This window comes from Microlunatus sp. GCM10028923 (assembly GCF_042666975.1).
Taxonomy (GTDB): domain Bacteria; phylum Actinomycetota; class Actinomycetes; order Propionibacteriales; family Propionibacteriaceae; genus Microlunatus.
On record NZ_JBHTFF010000006.1, the window covers coordinates 170,304 to 187,916 of the forward strand.

General features: G+C 70.7%; 13 protein-coding genes. 8 read left to right on the forward strand and 5 right to left on the reverse strand.

Annotation, left to right across the window (positions count from 1 at the left end; genetic code table 11):
* Nucleotides 1-6 precede the first annotated feature (6 nt).
* A complete protein-coding gene (locus ACFQU4_RS16375) occupies nt 7-1,656 on the forward strand; it encodes a stealth family protein (protein ID WP_377493709.1) in 1,650 nt (549 codons plus the stop codon).
* 24 nt (nt 1,657-1,680) lie between these two features.
* The gene (locus tag ACFQU4_RS16380) at nt 1,681-2,448 is read left to right on the forward strand and encodes a class I SAM-dependent methyltransferase (protein WP_377493711.1); all 768 of its coding nucleotides are present in this window, start codon (nt 1,681-1,683) and stop codon (nt 2,446-2,448) included.
* 287 nt (nt 2,449-2,735) lie between these two features.
* Here ACFQU4_RS16380 and ACFQU4_RS16385 read toward each other — a convergent pair whose 3' ends face one another.
* Entirely contained in the window at nt 2,736-2,954 is a 219-nt protein-coding gene (locus ACFQU4_RS16385) for a hypothetical protein (protein WP_377493712.1), read from the reverse strand.
* A gap of 179 nt (nt 2,955-3,133) precedes the next feature.
* On the opposite strand from ACFQU4_RS16385, the gene ACFQU4_RS16390 reads away from it, so the two are divergent.
* Nucleotides 3,134-3,280 carry a hypothetical protein gene (locus ACFQU4_RS16390; RefSeq protein WP_377493713.1) on the forward strand — a complete coding sequence of 49 codons (147 nt, stop codon included), beginning with the start codon at nt 3,134-3,136 and terminating at the stop codon, nt 3,278-3,280.
* Between the two features lie 787 nt (nt 3,281-4,067).
* On the opposite strand, the gene ACFQU4_RS16395 is transcribed toward ACFQU4_RS16390, so the two are convergent.
* Genes ACFQU4_RS16395 through ACFQU4_RS16410 form a run of 4 tightly spaced genes read right to left on the reverse strand, consistent with a single transcriptional unit; the run spans nt 4,068 to nt 10,288 of the window.
* Entirely contained in the window at nt 4,068-5,780 is a 1,713-nt protein-coding gene (locus ACFQU4_RS16395) for a glycosyltransferase (protein WP_377493715.1), read from the reverse strand.
* 31 nt (nt 5,781-5,811) lie between these two features.
* Entirely contained in the window at nt 5,812-6,912 is a 1,101-nt protein-coding gene (locus tag ACFQU4_RS16400; protein ID WP_377493716.1) for a glycosyltransferase family 61 protein, read from the reverse strand.
* Complete coding sequence (locus ACFQU4_RS16405; RefSeq protein ID WP_377493718.1) at nt 6,909-8,582, reverse strand: Stealth CR1 domain-containing protein; 1,674 nt, start codon at nt 8,580-8,582, stop codon at nt 6,909-6,911. The genes ACFQU4_RS16400 and ACFQU4_RS16405 overlap by 4 nt, the downstream gene beginning before the upstream one ends.
* Complete coding sequence (locus ACFQU4_RS16410; protein WP_377493720.1) at nt 8,582-10,288, reverse strand: stealth conserved region 3 domain-containing protein; 1,707 nt, start codon at nt 10,286-10,288, stop codon at nt 8,582-8,584. Before ACFQU4_RS16410 ends, ACFQU4_RS16405 begins: the two co-directional genes overlap by 1 nt.
* Nucleotides 10,289-10,448: 160 nt before the next feature.
* Here ACFQU4_RS16410 and ACFQU4_RS16415 point away from each other — a divergent pair, with 160 nt between their 5' ends.
* The 5 genes from ACFQU4_RS16415 to ACFQU4_RS16435 all read left to right on the forward strand — a co-directional run bounded on the left by ACFQU4_RS16415 (nt 10,449) and on the right by ACFQU4_RS16435 (nt 17,612).
* Nucleotides 10,449-13,160 (forward strand): glycosyltransferase, encoded by a 2,712-nt coding sequence (locus tag ACFQU4_RS16415; RefSeq protein ID WP_377493722.1) that lies wholly within the window; start codon nt 10,449-10,451, stop codon nt 13,158-13,160.
* Nucleotides 13,161-13,196: 36 nt separating this feature from the next.
* Nucleotides 13,197-14,981, forward strand: a complete 1,785-nt coding sequence (locus tag ACFQU4_RS16420) for a glycosyltransferase family 61 protein (protein ID WP_377493724.1) — start codon at nt 13,197-13,199, stop codon at nt 14,979-14,981.
* A gap of 4 nt (nt 14,982-14,985) precedes the next feature.
* Nucleotides 14,986-15,741 carry a nucleotidyltransferase domain-containing protein gene (locus ACFQU4_RS16425; RefSeq protein WP_377493726.1) on the forward strand — a complete coding sequence of 252 codons (756 nt, stop codon included), beginning with the start codon at nt 14,986-14,988 and terminating at the stop codon, nt 15,739-15,741.
* Complete coding sequence (locus ACFQU4_RS16430; protein WP_377493728.1) at nt 15,738-16,271, forward strand: chloramphenicol phosphotransferase CPT family protein; 534 nt, start codon at nt 15,738-15,740, stop codon at nt 16,269-16,271. The genes ACFQU4_RS16425 and ACFQU4_RS16430 overlap by 4 nt, the downstream gene beginning before the upstream one ends.
* Before the next feature lie 138 nt (nt 16,272-16,409).
* Complete coding sequence (locus ACFQU4_RS16435; protein ID WP_377493730.1) at nt 16,410-17,612, forward strand: phospholipase D-like domain-containing protein; 1,203 nt, start codon at nt 16,410-16,412, stop codon at nt 17,610-17,612.
* Nucleotide 17,613 lies beyond the last annotated feature (1 nt).

The following is a 17,613-nucleotide window of genomic DNA, read 5'->3' on the forward strand; positions in this document are numbered from 1 at the left end:
TGACGGGTGCGTGAACGGGTGCGGAAGGAGCGTCGGCCGGTGTCCCAGCTGACTCGGCTGCTGGCCGAGGTGCGGACTCAGCGGGTTTACCCGACCGCCTACCGTGCGGTACGGAAGTTGCACCGCCGGGTGATGGACGGCGAGCTGTTCAGCACGCCGCGGGCCACCCCGGCCGAGATCGAGGTGGTGTCCGGGCCGCGCCGGGACGCGTTCTGGGCGGCACTGCTGGACCTGCTGACCGAGAGCCGGATTCCGTACACCAGTGGGGGGAGCGACCGCGACTGGCGGCACCGGCTGCACCTGCGGGAGCAGGACGCGGACGCGCTGGTGGCGCTGCTCGAACAGGCCGCGCCGGACACGCCGGTGCTGTTCCAGGAGGGGCATCAGCCGTACCTGCCGCTGTCCATGATCACGAAGAGCCACCGGCGCCGCCGGTTCAACCGGTTCGATCTGTGGCTGCTCGAGCAGTCGACCGGCGAGCCGGGCGGGAAGCGGCCCGAGGGGCTGTTCACGGTGATCGAGATCGACTTCTGGGACTCCCCGGAGCGGTCGTTCCGGTCCGAGCCGTACGCGGTGGCACCGCGGCCCAACCAGGTCGCGACCTCGATGCGGTGGCGCGAACTGGACCAGGTACTCGGCGTGACCGATCCGGCGACCCGGGCGCCCGACCTGGCCGACGTCGACCCGCTGCCCGACCTGCACGCCCGGGACTTCCCGATCGACATCGTCTACACCTGGGTCGATGATCAGGATCCGTCCTGGCGGATGATCAAGAACGACTACCTGCCGGACGGTTCCAAGATCACCATCGGCGAGGGCCGGGCCGATCATGCCGAACGGTTCCGGAACCGGGACGAGCTGCGCTATTCGCTGCGGTCGATCGAGATGTTCGCGCCGTTCGTCCGCAACATCTACCTGGTCACCATGGACCAGACGCCGGACTGGCTGAACCTTGATCATCCGCAGCTGACCGTGGTGTCGCACTCCGACATCTACGCCGACCGGGCCGCGCTGCCGACCTTCAACTCCAGCTCGATCGAGACCCAGCTGCACCACATCGACGGGCTGGCCGAACACTTCGTGTACTTCAACGACGACGTGTTCCTGGGCCGGCCCTGCTCCTGGCGGGACTTCTTCTGGGCCGGCGGTGCGACGAAGTTCTTCCCGGCCAACCACGCGATCTCGGCCAACCTGATCCATGATCAGGCCGAGGAATACCTGATCGCCGACCGGAACGCGATCCGGCTGCTGGAGGCCGAGTTCGGCAAGACCGTCCACCAGGGCATGATGCACACGCCTCACCCGGCCCGGCGGTCCGTGCTCTACGAGCTGGAGGAGAAGTACGGCGAGCAGTTCGCCGCCTGTGCCGCCAGCCGGTTCCGGTCCCGGCAGGACCTGCGGCCGATCGCGTTCTTCGGCCACCACTACGGCTTCGCCACCGGCCGTGCCATGCCGGCCGGCATCGGCAATCGCTACCTGGCGCTGTGGAAGCCGCAGATCGCGGCCCAACTGGCCGGCGTGCTGCGGACCCGCCGCTACCAGACCTTCTGCATCAACGACGTCGGTGTCACCGACGAACGTGAGGAGGAGGTCGACCGGCTGGTCGGCGCCTTCCTGGAAAGCTACTTCCCGACGCCGTCTTCCTTCGAGCGATGAAGCTGATCAAGGAGAACCCCGCCCATGCACTACCTGTCGTTCCTGGCTGAACTGCACCAGCGGCTGCACCCGGAGACCTACCTGGAGATCGGGGTCCGCAGCGGCACCAGCCTGGCGCTGGCCCGGTGCCGCGCCGTCGGGATCGACCCCGACTACGCGATCACCGCCGAACTTGATCACTCGGTCGCCCTGTTCCGTACCTCGAGCGACGACTACTTCGCCCGCCCCGACCCGCTGCGGCCGACCGGCGGGCAGCGGATCGACCTGGCCTTCATCGACGGCCTGCACCTGTTCGAGTTCGCGCTGCGGGACTTCATGAACGTGGAACGGCACGCGACGCCGCACTCGCTGATCGTGCTGGACGACATCCTGCCGAAGACGCCGGAAGCCGCCTCCAGGAACCTGCAGCGAGGTTCCTGGACCGGCGACGTCTACCCGATCCTGGCCGTCCTGGAACGCTACCGGCCCGACCTGATCGTGGTACCCGTGGCGACCCGCCCGACCGGCCTGCTATTGGTGTTCGGGCTGGACCCCGCCGACACCACCCTTCATGATCATTACGACGAGATCCTCGCCGAGTACCGCAGGCCGGACCCGCAGCCGGTGCCGCAGGAACTGATGGACCGCTTCGGAGTCTTCCCGCCGCACCGGGTCCTGGAGTCCGACGTGCTTGACCTACTGGCCGGCCTCGACCCCGCCCTGACCGCCGCCGAGGTACGCGAGCAGCTGGCAGACCGGGTCCGCCGCGACTGGGGCACCCAGTTCGCCCACCAACCCGCCCCCGCCCGCTGACCCGTCCGCCCAGCAGCGTGCGGTTGTCGACTTTCCCACCTCAGATTCGGCGAGGGTGGTGGGGTTGTCGACGTTCCCACCTCGGTCCCGGTGGAGGTGGTGGGGTTGTCGACGTTCCCACCTCAGATCCGGTAAAGGTCGCGGGGTTGTTGACGACGTCGCGGCTCGCCGGAGCTAGCCCCCATCACTCCGCCCACATCGACAGGGCACCTCAGCAGCGACACGCCGCCAAAAGCGCTGCTCTTGTGCCCGGTCGGCGGTCGGCGGTCGGCGGTTGGGAGGTGGGTTCAGGCGGGGATGATGATCATGGCGCCGGTGTGTTCGCTCCGCAGGGTCAGGCCGGCTTCACTCAGGTCGCGATCGGTGCCGCAGCCGCCGGCGCGCACCGGTGCGATCGGGTTCAGCTCCCGGATCTCCGTGCGGCAGGAAACGCTCGGTCGGGATCGGCCGGCCGTGGCGAAGGTCATCGAGATCGAGTCGTCGCCGGACCGGCTGCTGGCAAGCATTCGACGCGCGATCCGTCCGGTCAGGCGGGCGGGAAGCCGAGCCGGTCGAACCGATCGCGCCCTGCAGCACGGTCTGCCGGTAGGTGCGGACATCGGGCAGGGTGATCGTCAACCGCGGACCGGCCGGGACCACGACCGTGTCCTGGCGCCTCGACCGTGTGACACACGGTCGAGGCTCGGTGATCACGCCGAGCCGGCCCTCGCTGCCCAAGATCATCTCGCGCACGCTGGGTTCGGTCGAGGTGCCCGGCAACGGCCGCAGCACCAGTAGCTTGCCCGGCTGGACGACCCGCTGGCCGCACGCGATCTGCGCGATGTCGCCGTAGCAGGCGGTTGCCCGCCTACCGGCGGCGGTCCTGGCTCGTCGCATAGCAGGACCGTCCCGACGCGCTCGCGAACCCGTCGAGTGGACCCAAATGGCTGATCCGGCCAGGAATCCGTGCCATTGCCGTCCACTCAGCGGCGCCCGGAACGCTTCCACTCGGTTCGTCCGGTTTTTCGCCGCGTCTCGTCCGGTTCTGCGACCCGTTTCGTCCGGTCGTGCCGGGCGTTTCGTCGGGTCCTGCGCCCCGCTTCGATCCGCTTCCTCGGTCGTGCCACGTGTCTCGTGTCGGCTCACCCGGTCTCCTTCGATCCGGCTCTCTCGGTCGTGCCGGGCGTTTCGTCGGGTCCTGCGCCCCGCTTCGATCCGCTTCCTCGGTCGTGCCATGCGTCTCGCGCTGGCTCACCCGGTCTCCTTCGATCCGGCTCTCTCGGTCGTGCCGGGCGTTTCGTCGGGTCCTGCGCCCCGCCTCGATCCGCTTCCTCGGTCGTGCCATGCGTCTCGCGTCGGCTCACCCGGTCTCCTTCGATCCGGCTCACCCGGTCGTGCCGGGCGTTTCGTCGGGTCCTGCGCCCCGCCTCGACCCGCCTCCCCGGTCCTGCCACGCGTTTCGCGCGGTTCTGCGACCGGCTCACCCGGTCTCCTGCGATCCGCCTCACCCGGTCCTGCGACCCGCATGCCCGGTCCGCAACCACATCACCCCGCCCCCATCGACAGGGCACCAAAGCAGCGACACGCCGCCAAAAGCGCTGCTCTTGTGCCCGGTCGTCGGCGGTTGGGGGAGGTGGAGGTCAGGCGGGGATGATGATCATGGCGCCGGCGTGCTCGATCCGTAGGGTCAGGCCGGTCGGGGTGGGGCGGCCGTCGCCGAAGGTCATCGAGATCGGGTAGTCGCCGGACAGGCCGCTGGCGAAGCATTCGACGCGGGAGCCGTCCGGTCCGCCGGACAGGCGGGCCGGGAAGCTGAGCCGGCCGAACCGGATCGCACCCTGCAGGACGGTCTGCCGGTCGGCGCGGACGTCGGGCAGGGTGATTGTCAGCCGCGAACCGGCCGGGGTCTCGACCAGTTCGGTGTGCTCCGGCCGTAGCCCGGACAGGCCGCTGCAGGTCGTACCGCCGATGTCGAAGTGCAGCGTCTCGTCGGTGCCGCCGACGACGGCGATCAGCCGGTGGTCGCGGATCGTCGTCGGAGTGCCGGCCAGCGGTACCGGGAGCACCGGCGCGGTGTCGATGCTGAGGCCCGGGACATAGCAGGCGACCTGCCAGGTCCCGCCGGGCAGCGGGCCGCCGTGGTGGATCCGGTCGGGGTCGAGCCGGGCCCGGGCGGTGAACCGGAGGCCCGGCCGGTCCGACTCGGTGTCGACCGACCAGAACCCCTCGGTCGGCACGCAGTGCAGCGGCGCGGTGAGCCGGTTCCGGACACCGAGGATGATCATGGTCTCGGCGATCATCCGCTGGTACGTGGCGTTGCGCAGGTCCAGCGATCCCGGCGTCTCGATCCGGCCGGTCAGCTCCACCTGGAGCGCGTCGTCGACCCAGCGCGCGGCGCCGGCCTCGGCGGTCGCCCGCAGCCCGCTGAAGCCGGCCAGCACCCGGCCGGCCTCGGTCCAGCGTCCCTCCCGGAAGTCGTCGACGACCAGCCGGGGGACCGGTGCGATCAGCCGGTCCAGCTCGGCCGGGCAGGAGTTCCGTACGGCGTCCTGGACCACCGGCCGCAGTTTCTCGTCGCCCGCCAGGCCGAGCCAGTGCACCGCGACGGCGACCTCGGCGGCGAGGAAGACGGCCCGCGCGCCGGCGTCCGTGGTCCGGTCCAGTGCCCCGGCGACGTCCTCCCACCACTGGGCCCGGCTCGGCTCGGCGTCGCGGACCGGGTACGCCTCGGCCAGCCCGTGGCCGCGGGCCAGCGGATAGCCGGCGAAGACCCCGACGGCGTCGGTGTGGGCCAGCGCCTCGGCATGGAAGGTCCGGTCCAGCAGTGCCCGGCCGGCCCGGTAGCGGAGCCCGTGCTGTTGCAGGAACTCCCGCCGGTACGCGACGAACGGGTGACTCGTCGCGGCCAGCCGGAGGTGCGGGTCCAGCCGCGGCACGTCCGCCGTGGTCAGCGCCTGGTCGATCGACGGCCGGGCCGGCCCGACACCCCGGCCGACGACCAGGTCGCAGTCGTGTTCGGCCGCGAACGCGGTGAGCTTCTCCAACGCAGCCGGGAAGAGCAGCTCACCGTGGCCGAGCGGCAGCACGAAGGTGCCCGCGGCGAGCTCGATGCCGTGGTTGAGCGCGTCGGCCAGGGTGCTGCCGGCCGGCAGCGTCGCCACCGTGACGTTGGGCCGGCGCCGGCGGAGGTGGTCCAGCCGGTCCAACGTCGCCCGGTCCGAGCCGTGGTCGACCAGCACCAGTTCGAAGGCGGCGGCCGGCAGCGACTGCTCGTCAGCCGAGTCGACCAGCCGGTTGATCGCGTCGCCCGGGTTCCGGACCGGGACGATCAGGCTGATCACGGGGTGGGGCATCGTTGCCTGTCCTTTCATGGAGGCGAGTCCTTCACTGCTGGAACCAGGGGTCGGCGAGCGCCTGCCGGAGGTGGTCCGGATCGAGCGACCACGGCGCCTTGGTCCGCCGGCCGCGCTGCTCCGGATCGACGGGATCGCCGAAGACGTAGCCGAGGTGGTAGCGGCCCTGGGCGAGCAGGATGTCGATCACGGTGAACCAACCCGTCGACCCGAGGATCAACACGTTCGCCCCGGGCCGGGCGAAGACCGCGTTGTGCATCCCGGAGCCACCGGGCCCGATCACGTGCGTGGCCCGGTGGAACACCGCCAGCTGATCGGCGACCGGGTGCTCCTGGGCGTGGAACACGTCGTAGCCGGCCTCGGTCGCGACCTGCTCGAGCTCGGTCTCGTTGACCAGCGGTCGCTCGGAGATTCGGCTCCGCGCCACGTACACCCGCGGGCCGGGGAGGTCCGGCCGGGCGTCGGACCGCATCCCGGCGATCCGGTCGATCACCCGGCCGACGGCCGGGTGCACGTAGCGGCGGGCCAGCACGGCCGGGGAGGCGACGAACAGCCGGGCGCAGCGCAGCGGCCCGGTGATCGGGATGATCCGGTGCTCCGGCACGCCGAGCCGGGCCAGCACCTCGAGCACGTACGGGCGCAGCTGGATCGACGTCGCGAACCGCAGGTCGTCGCGGTCCAGCAGGTCCAGCGCCCAGGTCTGCAGCCAGACCTCGAGCAGATGGTGGCCGTAGATGTCGGGGAATTCGCAGTCGAGATAGAAGACCGTACCGTCAAGGCGCCGTTCGTCGCGCTGGTGGAATTTCCCACGCGGTCGATAAACGCGGTCGCCGATCAACTCGAGGCCGAAATGGCGCTGCCGCGGCGTCTTTTTGAACGACTGCGACAACACCTGGCGGCAGGTTCCGTCGAGAATGACGTGCCGGGGCAGCAGCACCACGTCGTGGAGTTCGTCCACCCGGAGATCCGGGTACGCATTCGCGGTCGGCAGGTCGGTGTCGGCGGGCGGGAATTCGTCCCGGCCGAACAGCCGCGGCAATTCGAACGACCGGCGCGGCAGTTTGCGGATGATCTCCACCGGCGTGCCGACCGCTGCCGCCCGGCCGTCGGCAAAGGACAGTTCGTCGATCATGATCCGTCCTTCTCGAACGAGGAACGCTGCGGGAAATACCGTTGCAGCCAACGGGGAATCCACTGCCGCCGCTCGGCGCTGGTCTCCACCGTGTCGTTGATGCAGAAGGTGTCGGCGTCGCGCTGCCGGAGCAGTTCGTCCATCCGACTCTCGGTGTCCGGGCGGGACACGTCGAAATAGGCGTACCGGATCGAACCGGGTACCGCGCGCTCGGTGAAGAACGCGTAATAGTGGTACAGCCAGGAATTGACCTCGTAGTCGTCGGCCGACCGGAATGGGCTGCCGGAATTCTGCCGGAACACGTCCGGGAAACGTTCCTCGAGTTCGTACAGCAGGCTGCGGCGTTGCGCATTCGGTACGTGATAGAAGGCCCGGGTGGCCATCCGGCCGAATTCCGTCCGGAGCAGGTCCGCGGAATTCCGGCGGGCCCCTTCGTGGGCCAGCCCGGACAGGTCCATTCCGGTCGGCAGGGTCGCCTTCGACAAATGGAAATTCGTCACGCCGTTGCCGAGGAAGAAGAGTTCGGGCGAGATCAGCCGGCCAAAGAACAGGTCGTCGTTGAGATAGAGGTAGTGCTCGCTCAGCCCCTCGATGTGGTGCAGGTTGGCGCCGATCGCGTGGGAGTTGAATGTCGGCAGCCGGGAGCCGGCCGGGAAGATGTCGTGGTGGTCGACCACGGTGACCCGCGGATGATCAAGGTCGAGCCAGGCCGGCACCTGGGCGTCGGTGACCAGGTAGACGTGCCGGATCCACGGGGCGAACAACTCGAGCGAGCGGAACGAGTAGCGCAGCTCGCCGTTGTCGCTGAACCGGGCGGCGGCCTCCGCCGGGTCCTCGGCCGGGATCGCGGGGTCCGGCTCCCGGGCCTGCAGTTTGCGCTCCTGCCAGGCCGGGTCGGAGCCGTCGACCCACAGGTAGACCGCGTCGATCGGAAAGTCGGGATCGAACAGGTGCCCGGTCGACAGCGGTGCGTAGCTGCGGACCGGCCGCTCCGCGGCCTCGACCCGGACGACGCGCTGGGCCTCGGCGCCGAGGTAGTCCGTCACGTGGTTGTGGTTCGGCGCGCTGAGCCCGCGGTCGGCGTCCCGGGCCCAGCGCTCGACGATGCAGCCGTGGCCGCGGAGCCACGGCGTCGCGGACCGGCCCGCGGCCATCGGGACGAAGATCTCGACCCACGGCTGCTCGCGGAGGGCGCGCCGGATCCGCGGATCGGAGCTGAGCTCGGACCACCGGCGCTGCTCGCCGCTGCCGGTCACCGCCCGCACCCCGACGTAGATCGGCTCGGCCGTGCCACGCTCGATGATCCGGTCGACGAACCGGTGCCAGTGCTCCTCGGCGATGCCGATCCGATGCCGGGACCCGACCGGCTCCGGGATCGCGAAGTGATCGAGGTCCAGGCCCTCGCAGACGTCCAGGACCAGGTCGCGGTTGAGCCGGTCGGCGTCCGCCGGCCCGATGCCGGGCACGATCCGGACCAGGTACAGCCGGCCCTGGCGGCGTTCCAGCCGGACGCCCTGCGCGGCGGTCACGGCCGGGTGCAGCCGCCGGTAGTTCTCCCGCTCCAGCCGGTCCACGGTACGGAAGGCGAGCCGGGACCGCTTCCGTACCGCGCCGGCGAGGGAGGGCCGGGGCAGGTCCGGCAGATAGCCGTCGTTCGTCGAGGTCGCCATCAGTTCCAGGTCCTCCGCGGCGTCACCGGCTGCTCGGCGTACAGCTCGTGCCGGGCCGGCGCCGGGAGCCAGCGGGACAGTGAGGTCCGGACCGCCGCCGCGGCGGCCGGGTCGCCGTACGCGCCGTTGCCGAGGGTGGTCACCTCCACGCCACGGTCGCGGAGGACGTTCCGCAGCCGGGTCCGGACGTTGCCCTGGGTCGTCTCGACGAACTCGGCGCGGACCCGTCCCGGCGCGGCGCGGCCGGTGAAGTGGGCGTAGTAATGGTGCAGCCAGCTGGTGATCTCGTAGCCCGCGGCGGTCCGGATCTGGCTGCCCCAGTTGTGCTTGAACAGTTCGGGGAACCGGGCCTGCAGTTCCAGCAGCAGGTCTCGGTTCTGCGGGATCGGGCCGGGCGCGAAGGCCTGGCTCGGCCGGCGACCGAACGCCTGCTCGAGCAGGTCCGCGACGTTGCGCCGGACGGCCACGTCGATCGGCGCCGCGGCCGCGTCGACCAGCGGCAGCGTCGCCCGGTCGAAGCCGAGCTTGAGCAGGCCGTTGGCGTGGAAGAACAGGTCCGCCGGCAGCGGCCGGTTGATCACGGTGCCGGGCTCGATCACCAGGTAGCGGCCGGCCAGCCCGTCCAGGTGGTGCAGCGACGACCGGACCGCCTCGGGGTTGAACGTCGGCAGTGTGCCGCGGGACTCCAGCAGGTCGGCGACGTCGGTGACCCGGACACGTGTGGCCGACGGATCCAGCCAGGCCGGGTACTGGCCGTCGGCGACCAGATGGATGGTACGGACCCAGGGCAGGTGGTGCGCCACCGACCGCAGCGTGAACCGCAGCAGCGACGGGTCGCCGATCGGGGTCGGGGCGAGCGCGTCCCGCGGCACCGGCACCGCGTCGGTCTCGGCTTCCGCGGCGTCGGCGAGATGCCGGGCCCGGCGGGCCAGCCAGGTCGGATCGGTGTCGTCGATCCACGGCACCACCACGTCGATCGGGAAGTCGATGGTCAGGGCGTTGGGCTCGGTGAACGGCGCCAGCGTCGTCACGGCCCGGCCCCGGTCCTGGACCACGGCCGGGCTCCGGCCGGCCGGGCCGACGGCCTGGGTGACCCGGTTCGCGACCGGCGCCCGGAGGACGCCGTCGCGGTCGACCGACCAGCGCTCGATCAGGCAGCCGTACGGACGGCCGAGCCGGATCGCCGAGCCGGGCAGCGCGTACTGGACGAAGACGAGCACCCGGTGCGCGGCCAGCAGGGCGGCCCGGGCGTCCGGGTCGGCCGTCGGCAACGCCGGGGTACGGCGACCGTCGGCGGCCCACGTCTCGACATAGAACGGGATCCGGGTCCCGGCCTCGGCGACGGCGTCGGCGAACCGGGCCCAGTCCGGGTCGGCGACCGCGATCCGCCCGGACGCCTCGGACGGATCGATCAGGGCGAAGTAGTCGATCCCGTTCCGTTCGCAGAGCTCGACGAGCTGGTCCCGGTTGCGCCGGTACGCGTCCCCGGTGTCCAGGTCCGGCACGTCCTGGACCAGCTGCCAGCCACCGCGGACCGGCACCACGCGGACGCCGGCGGCCGGGTGCCGGGCGACGGGGTTGGCCGCGACGAAGCGGTCCAGGTCGTCGGCCGGTGCCGGTGTCCGGTGCGCGGCGCCACGGGCGGCCAGCCTGCCGAGCAGCCGCGAGGACGTCCGTCGCACCCGAGCTGTCAGACGCTTCGTCACGCCCACTCTCCCTTGATGTTCGTCGCTGGAGAATTGTTACTGATGGTTGCGGACTCGACAACCCGTCGTCACGCGCTGTTCACGGCGGGTTCTTGCTGGTCAGCGCGGCGTGTCGCGGCCCGCGGGCGGCGGCGGACCCCGCTGCTCTACACTCGGGCGGATGGTCGAGCGCGCGGACGTCTCGTTGATCATTCCGTGTTACAACGTCGCGGACTATCTGCCGGAGTTCCTGAAATCCCTGTCAGAGCAGGATTTCCGCGACTCCGCAGCGGAGTTGATCTTCGTCGACGACGGCTCGACGGACGGCGGCGCGGCGCTGATCGAGGACTGGATCAATGATCATGACGGGGTGCCCGCGCGGTTGATCCGGCAGCCCAACGGCGGCCTCGCCGCGGCCCGGAACGCCGGTCTCGCGGTGGCCGGCGGGACCTGGGTGAGTTTCCCCGATCCGGACGACGTGCTGGCGGAGGACTACCTCGCCCGGCTGACCGGGTTCCTCCGGTCGGAGGCGGCCGCCGGTGTCGCGCTGGTCTGCGCCCGGGTGCTGATCTTGGACGATGCGACCGGCGAGCTGACCGACAGCCACCCGCTCCGGTACCGGTTCGGCGACGGCTCCGAGCCGGAACTGGTGTCCGCCCGGGAGCGGCCGGACCGGATCCATCTGCAGGCGGCGTCGGCCTGCTACCGGCTGGACCGGCTGCGGTCGGCCGGGCTGGAGTTCGACGGCCGGGTCCGGCCCAACTACGAGGATGGCCAGCTCACCGCGCGCTACCTGTGGACCGAGGCCGACCCGGTGATCGCCTTCCTGCCGGGCGTCGAGTACCGCTACCGGCGCCGGGCCGACGGCAGTTCCCTGGTCCAGACGTCCTGGCGTCAGGCCGGGCGGTACACCGACGTGATCGAGTACGGCTACCTGGCCGTGGTCCGGGAGCTCGCGGAGCGGCACGGCGCGGTGCCCCGGTGGGCCCAGCTGCAGGTGCTCTACGACCTCTTCTTCACCTTCCGCGAGGACGAGCGGCTGCACGCGGCCAGCGGCCGGCTGGATGCCGCGGTCACCGAGCGCTTCCACACGCTGGTCGGCCGGCTGCGCCCGTACCTGGACGACTGGCTGATCGACGGGTACGACCTCACCTGGACCTCGGACCGGATGCGCCAGGCGCTGCTGCACGGCTACCGCGCGGAGCCGTACCGGCCGGACGAGGTACGGATCCAGCGGCTGGACGCCGAGCGGCGGATGGGCCTGGTCCGCTACTACTTCACCGGCGCGGAGCCGGTCGAGGAGCTTCGCTACAACGGGCGGCCGATCGAGCCGCGGCACGCCAAGGTCCGGGCCGTCAGCTACCTGGATCGGACCCTGCTCCGGGAGCGGCTGATCTGGGTGCCGCTGCTCGGCGAGCTGGAACTCAGCCTGGACGGCCGGCCGCGGCCGATCCGGCTCGGCCCGCCGGACCGCAACCGCTACACGACCGACCCGGCTCAGCTCCGGAAGCGGATCGCCAAGGCCGCCCAGCCCGTTCCGATCGCCCCGCCACCGGAGCCCGCCGAGCGGCCCGGGGAGGCGATCAAGCACGCCAAGGCGCTCGCCCGGGTCGCCCTCCGTTCCCTGAGCCTGTCGAAGGGCCAAGGCACCTCCGCACCGGTCGTTCGACAGGCTCAGGACGCGAGCGTCGAGTTGAAGCGGCGGGCGGTGGCGGAGGAGACGGTCGCCCGGTACGGCGAGTGCTGGCTCTTCGTGGACCGCGACGTCCAGGCCCAGGACAACGCCGAGCACCTCTACCGGCACGTCCGTGATCACCGGCCGGAGATCAACGCCTGGTTCGTACTGCGCGCCGACAGCCCGGACTGGAACCGGCTCGCCGCGGAGGGCTTCCGGCTGATCGACTTCGGCTCCGACGAGCACACCCTGGCGCTGCTGAACTGCCGGCACCTGCTGTCCTCGCAGGCCGACCACTACATCTCCCGGCCGCTGGACACCGAGACCTACGGCAAGCCGCGCTGGCGGTTCACCTTCCTCCAGCACGGGGTGATGCAGGACGACCTGTCCCGGTGGCTGAACAGCAAGCCGATCCAGACCTTCGTCACCTCGGCGCGGCCGGAGTTCGCCGCGATCACCGGTGACGGTACGGCCTGGAACTTCACCTCCAAGGAAGTACGGCTGACCGGGATGCCCCGGCACGACGCCCTGCTCGCGAAGGCCCAGCGCACCACCGACCGGCGGGCGTTGGTGATCATGCCGACCTGGCGCCGCTGGCTGCTCGGCCCGGACACCGAGGACGGCAACGACCGCCCTTCCGTGGCAGGGTTCTGGGACACCGAGTACGCCCGCCGGTGGACCGAGCTGGTGACCGATCCGGGACTCGCCGAGACCGCCCGCGCGGCCGGTCTGCCCCTCGTTTTCGTACCGCATCCGAACCTGCGCCGGTACTTCACCGGCGTGGTGCCGTGGCCGGGCCGGGTCGAGGTGTACGACTACGCCGGCGCCGACCTGCAGGACGTGATCGCCCGGGCCGCGTTGTTGATCACCGACTACTCCTCGATCTCGGCCGAGGCCGGCTACCTGGAGCGGCCGGTGCTGCACTACCAGTTCGACCGGGACGCCTTCTACGGCGGTGATCACCTGGGCCGGTCCGGGGGTCAGGTGCCGGACGCGCTGCGGTTCGGGCCGGTGCTGGACACCGCCGCGGACGTGGTGGCCGCGGTCGGCGCCGCCGCGGCGCGGGACTTCGCCGCCGAGCCGACGTACCTGGAGCGGATGCGGGCCGCGTTCCCGCACCGGGACGGCGGCTGCTGTGAACGCGTGATCGAAGCGGTCCGGGCCAGCCGTCGGCCGGCCGATGACGACGAGATCTTCAGGCCGGCCGTAGCGTCGTGAGCCAGTCGGGAAAGGTGAGGTAGCGTGACGCTCTCCATGTCTGAGCGAGCATTGACGAACAAGGTACGGGCGGGACTGCGGTCGCTGCGACGGCGCGGCGAAGCCCCGTCCGCCGATGACCCCGGCAGCGCCGACGAGGCGCGGCCCGGGCTGCTGGCCGACGCCGGCATCGAGCCGTCGCCCCGGGCCGACCGGTCGGTGATCATCCTGACCCAGGGCGACACCCGGACCCCGGTGGTGGAGTGGCTGACCGAGTTCGCCGGTGACCGGCTGCACGTGATCTCGCTCGACGCGGACCCGGAGTGGGACCTGGACGGGCACGGCGCCGCGCACCATCGCGCCGAGACCCTTGATCAGTACCACTGGCTGCTGAAGCCGATCGGCCCGGTCGACGTGCTGATCGACCTGCTGCCGGTGGACGACGCCACCCACCTGCTGACCTGGCAGCGGCTGTTCCTGCACCTGCGCCCGGGCGGGCTCTGGCTGGTCGATCGCCGCGGCCAGGGCCAGTCGGCCTTTACCGCAGCCTTCGCGGCCTGGGCGCAGACCATGATCGCCGCCGGCGGCACCGAGGACGTCGGGGCCAACGCGCGCGACCTGGAGCTCGGCGCGTCCACCGCGCAGGTCAGCATCAGCCGCGACCTGCTGGTGATCAAGAAGCGGCGCTGGCACTTCCTCAAGCTGCGCGACGCGGAGACGAACCGGGTGCTGGAGAGCCGGGAGCCGAACCTGCGGATGCGGGAACTGGCCAGCGTGAAGGGCGGCGAGTTGGTCATCGGTTCCAAGATCGTCTCGCACGAGTCGACGGTGCCGATCCCGGACCTGAACACCACGCTGACCTACCCGGAACTGCACCTGCGGCACTACACCGGCAAGATCGCGTACGTCTCGAACGCCCTGGTGCACGGCGAGTCCACGATCCTGCCGGACTCGTTCCGGCACCACCTCGAGGCCTCCCCGCGCAACGTCCGGGTGAACAGCATCTCGGCCGCCTGGGGCCGGATCCGGCAGGACCTCCGGCCGAAGGATGCGCTGCCCGGGAACTACTACCAGCTGGACTGCGAGAATCCCGGCCACTTCGGCCACCTGATGACCGAGGTGATCTCCCGGCTCTGGGGCTGGGACGCGGCCAAGGCGGAGATCCCGGACCTGAAGGCGCTGTTCCGGATCAGGTTCCCGCACGAGCGCGACCCCGCGCTGGAACGCCGCCTGTTCACCGCGCACGGGATCGACGAGGCCGACATCGTCTGGGCCGACCATCCGGTGTACGTGGAGTCGCTGGTCGCCGCCACGCCGCAGTTCCACAACCAGCGCCCGCACTACGTCCATCCCGGCCTGATCGACACCTGGCGGCGGATCGGCGAGACCTTGGTCGACCGGTCGGTCGAGACGCATGATCAGATCTTCATCTCCCGCAAGGACACGCTGTCCAACCGGGTCTGCCGCAACACCCGCGAGGTGGAGCGCTGGTTCGCCGACCGCGGCTTCACGATCATCTATCCGGAGACGCTCGACCTGGGGGCGCAGGCCGGGGTCTTCGCCGGCGCCCGGGTGATCGCCGGCTTCGGCGGTTCGGCGCTGTTCAACGCGATCCACGCCGAGAAGCTCGAGACGTTGATCATCCTCAACCACGAGTCGTACACGGCCCGCAACGAGCACCTGATCTCGGCCCTGCTGGACTGCGAGGTGCACTACTTCTGGAGCCGGTCCGACGTGGCCCACCCGCCGGGCGGCTGGTCGGAGGAGGCCTACTACTCCAGCTGGGAGTTCGACTTCGACCACAACCGGGCCGAGGTTGAGAAGCTCCTCGGCGAGCTCTGAGCCGGTGTTCACGCCGGGGGAGCGGGACGCCCTGCGGACGGCCCTGATCGCGCAGGCCGAGGCGGATCCGGACGTGATCGCCGCCGCCGTGCTGGGCTCCGGCGCGCTCGACCAGGAGGACCGCTGGTCCGACGTCGACCTGGCCCTGCGGCTCCGGTCGGAGGCCGATCACGATCAGGTCGTGCAGCGCTGGACCACGGCGATGATCATGGAACACGGGGCGGTGGACCGGCTGGACGTGCACGCCGCCGGCGCGCTCTACCGGGTCTTCCTGCTCGGCTCGTCGCTCCAGGTCGACCTCTCGTTCTGGCCGTCCGGCGTGTTCCGCCCGCACGGCCCGGCGTTCCGGCTGATCTTCGGCGAGGCCCTGCCCGGCGAGGACCCGGTCCCGCCGGAGCCGGAACGCCTGATCGGCATGGGCTGGCTGTACGCGCTGCACGTCCGGTCCGCGCTCGCCCGCGGCCGGACCTGGCAGGCGGTGATCATGCTCGACCAGTTGCGTGATCAGCTGATCCAGCTCGCCTGCCTCCGGCACGGCCTGCCGGCCCACCAGGGCCGTGGCGCCGACCGGCTGCCCGGCCCGGTCCTGGCGACGCTGGCGGCGGCCCGGGCCGGCTCGGTCGACGCCGCCGAGCTGCGCCGGTCCGCAACGGCACTGCTAGGCTGCCTCGCCGCCGAGGCTGCGGCGGTGGATCCGGCCCTGGCCGACCGGCTGGCCCCGGTCCTGACCCAGCTGAACCCCGGCCCGGAGGAACCATGATCATCAACGCGGTGGTGCTGAACGGCGGCTCCAGCTCCGGCAAGAGCTCGCTCGCACGCGCCCTGCAGGACCAACTGCCGGACCCCTGGCTGACCTTCGGCGTCGACGACTTCATCGAGGCCCTGCCGCGCCGGCTGACCGGCGACGGCGACGGGATCTCCATCGGCACCGACGGCGCGGTCGATGTCGGCGCCGCCTTCATGGAGCAGGAAACCCTGTGGATGCAGGGGATCGGGGCGATGGCCCGGGCCGGCGCCAAGATCATCATCGACGACGTGTTCCTCGGCGGTGATCATTCCCAGGGCCGCTGGCGGTCCGCCCTGACCGGCGCCGGCGTGCTCTGGGTCGGCGTCCGCTGCGCCCCCGACGTGGCCGAGGCCCGGGAGCGGGCCCGCGGCGACCGCACCGTCGGCATGGCCCGCCGACAGGCCGACCTGGTGCACCGCAACGTCACGTACGACCTCGAGGTGGACACCGGCACCGACACCGCCGCGGACGCCGCCGCCCGCATCACGCCCCACCTGGCCTGACCCCAAACAACCCCGCCGACCGGGCACAAAAGCAGGCGTTCTGTCGGCGTGTCGCTGCACAACTGCCGAGTCGGCGCCCGCCTAGCACACCATGTCAAGGTCTTGCCCGAGCCTCGTCGCCATGTGAACATTTCTCACATGGTGACGCTGCGGCAGGGACCTCGACGGCTTCTTCTCTGGGCTGCGCTGCTGGCCCTGGTCTCCGCCGGCCTGGCCGGGCTGCCCGGCACCGCGCAGGCGAGCCAGCAGCCGGTCACGGTCACCATCGACAAGACCAGGGTCGACCTCGTCTTCAACGATCCGGTGGCCAACGGCGGCGAGGACCGTACCCAGCTGCACAAGATCATCTCCCTCTTCGACGGCGCCCCGGCCGGCTCCACGATCCGGATCGCGCTCTACAGCATCACCGCCAACATCGTCGGCGACGCGATCAAGCGGGCGGTCGACCGCGGCGTGAACGTCTACGCGGTGCACAACGGCGAAGATCAGAAGTCGACCGACGACTCGCCCCCGGCGCTGGCGAACCTGCTCGGCTCCCGGCACCACTGGTGTGATCACGGCAGCAGTGCGCTCGCGTACGGCGGCGGCTGCCTGTCCAACAGCGACACCGGCCTGATGCACATGAAGTACATCCTGTTCTCCCGCACGAAGGACGCGTCCGGCACCGCGCGGGACTGGGTGACCTGGGTCAGCTCGGCCAACATGACCTTCGCGTCGGGCGCCACCCTGTTCAACAACACCTTCACCTTCTACGGCGACCAGACGCTCTACGACGGCTTCGTCAACCAGATCTGGACGCCGCAGTGGAACGAGCAGACCTTTCCGGGCAACGACTTCTACGTCGCCTCGACGCCGCGCGGCTACTTCGGCTCGGCCGACTCCAACAGCACCGTGTACGCGTCGCCGGAGCAGACCACCGACCTGGTGGTGAACCGGCTCGACTACCTCACCCCGGACTCGGCCTGCCGGATCCGGGTGATGCAGGCGTCGATCAACGACACCCGGCTCGCGGTGGTGAACAAGCTGATCCAGCTGAAGCAGGGCGGCTGCCACGTCTGGGTCGGCGTCGAGAACATCCAGCCGCAGGCGCTGGCCGCGTTCAAGGGCGCCGGCATCCCGGTCCGGAAGTCACCGATCCACGACAAGATGTTCCTGATCTACGGCAAGTACGGCGACACGACCACCGACCGCACCGTCGTCCTGGCCGGCTCGCACAACCTGACCCTGTCCGCACTGCGGCACAACGACGAGTTGTTGATCAAGGTCACCGACAGCCAGGCGATGTACGACGCGTTCTACAACCACTTCAACGACGCCTACAACACCGGCAGCGCGCTCTAGC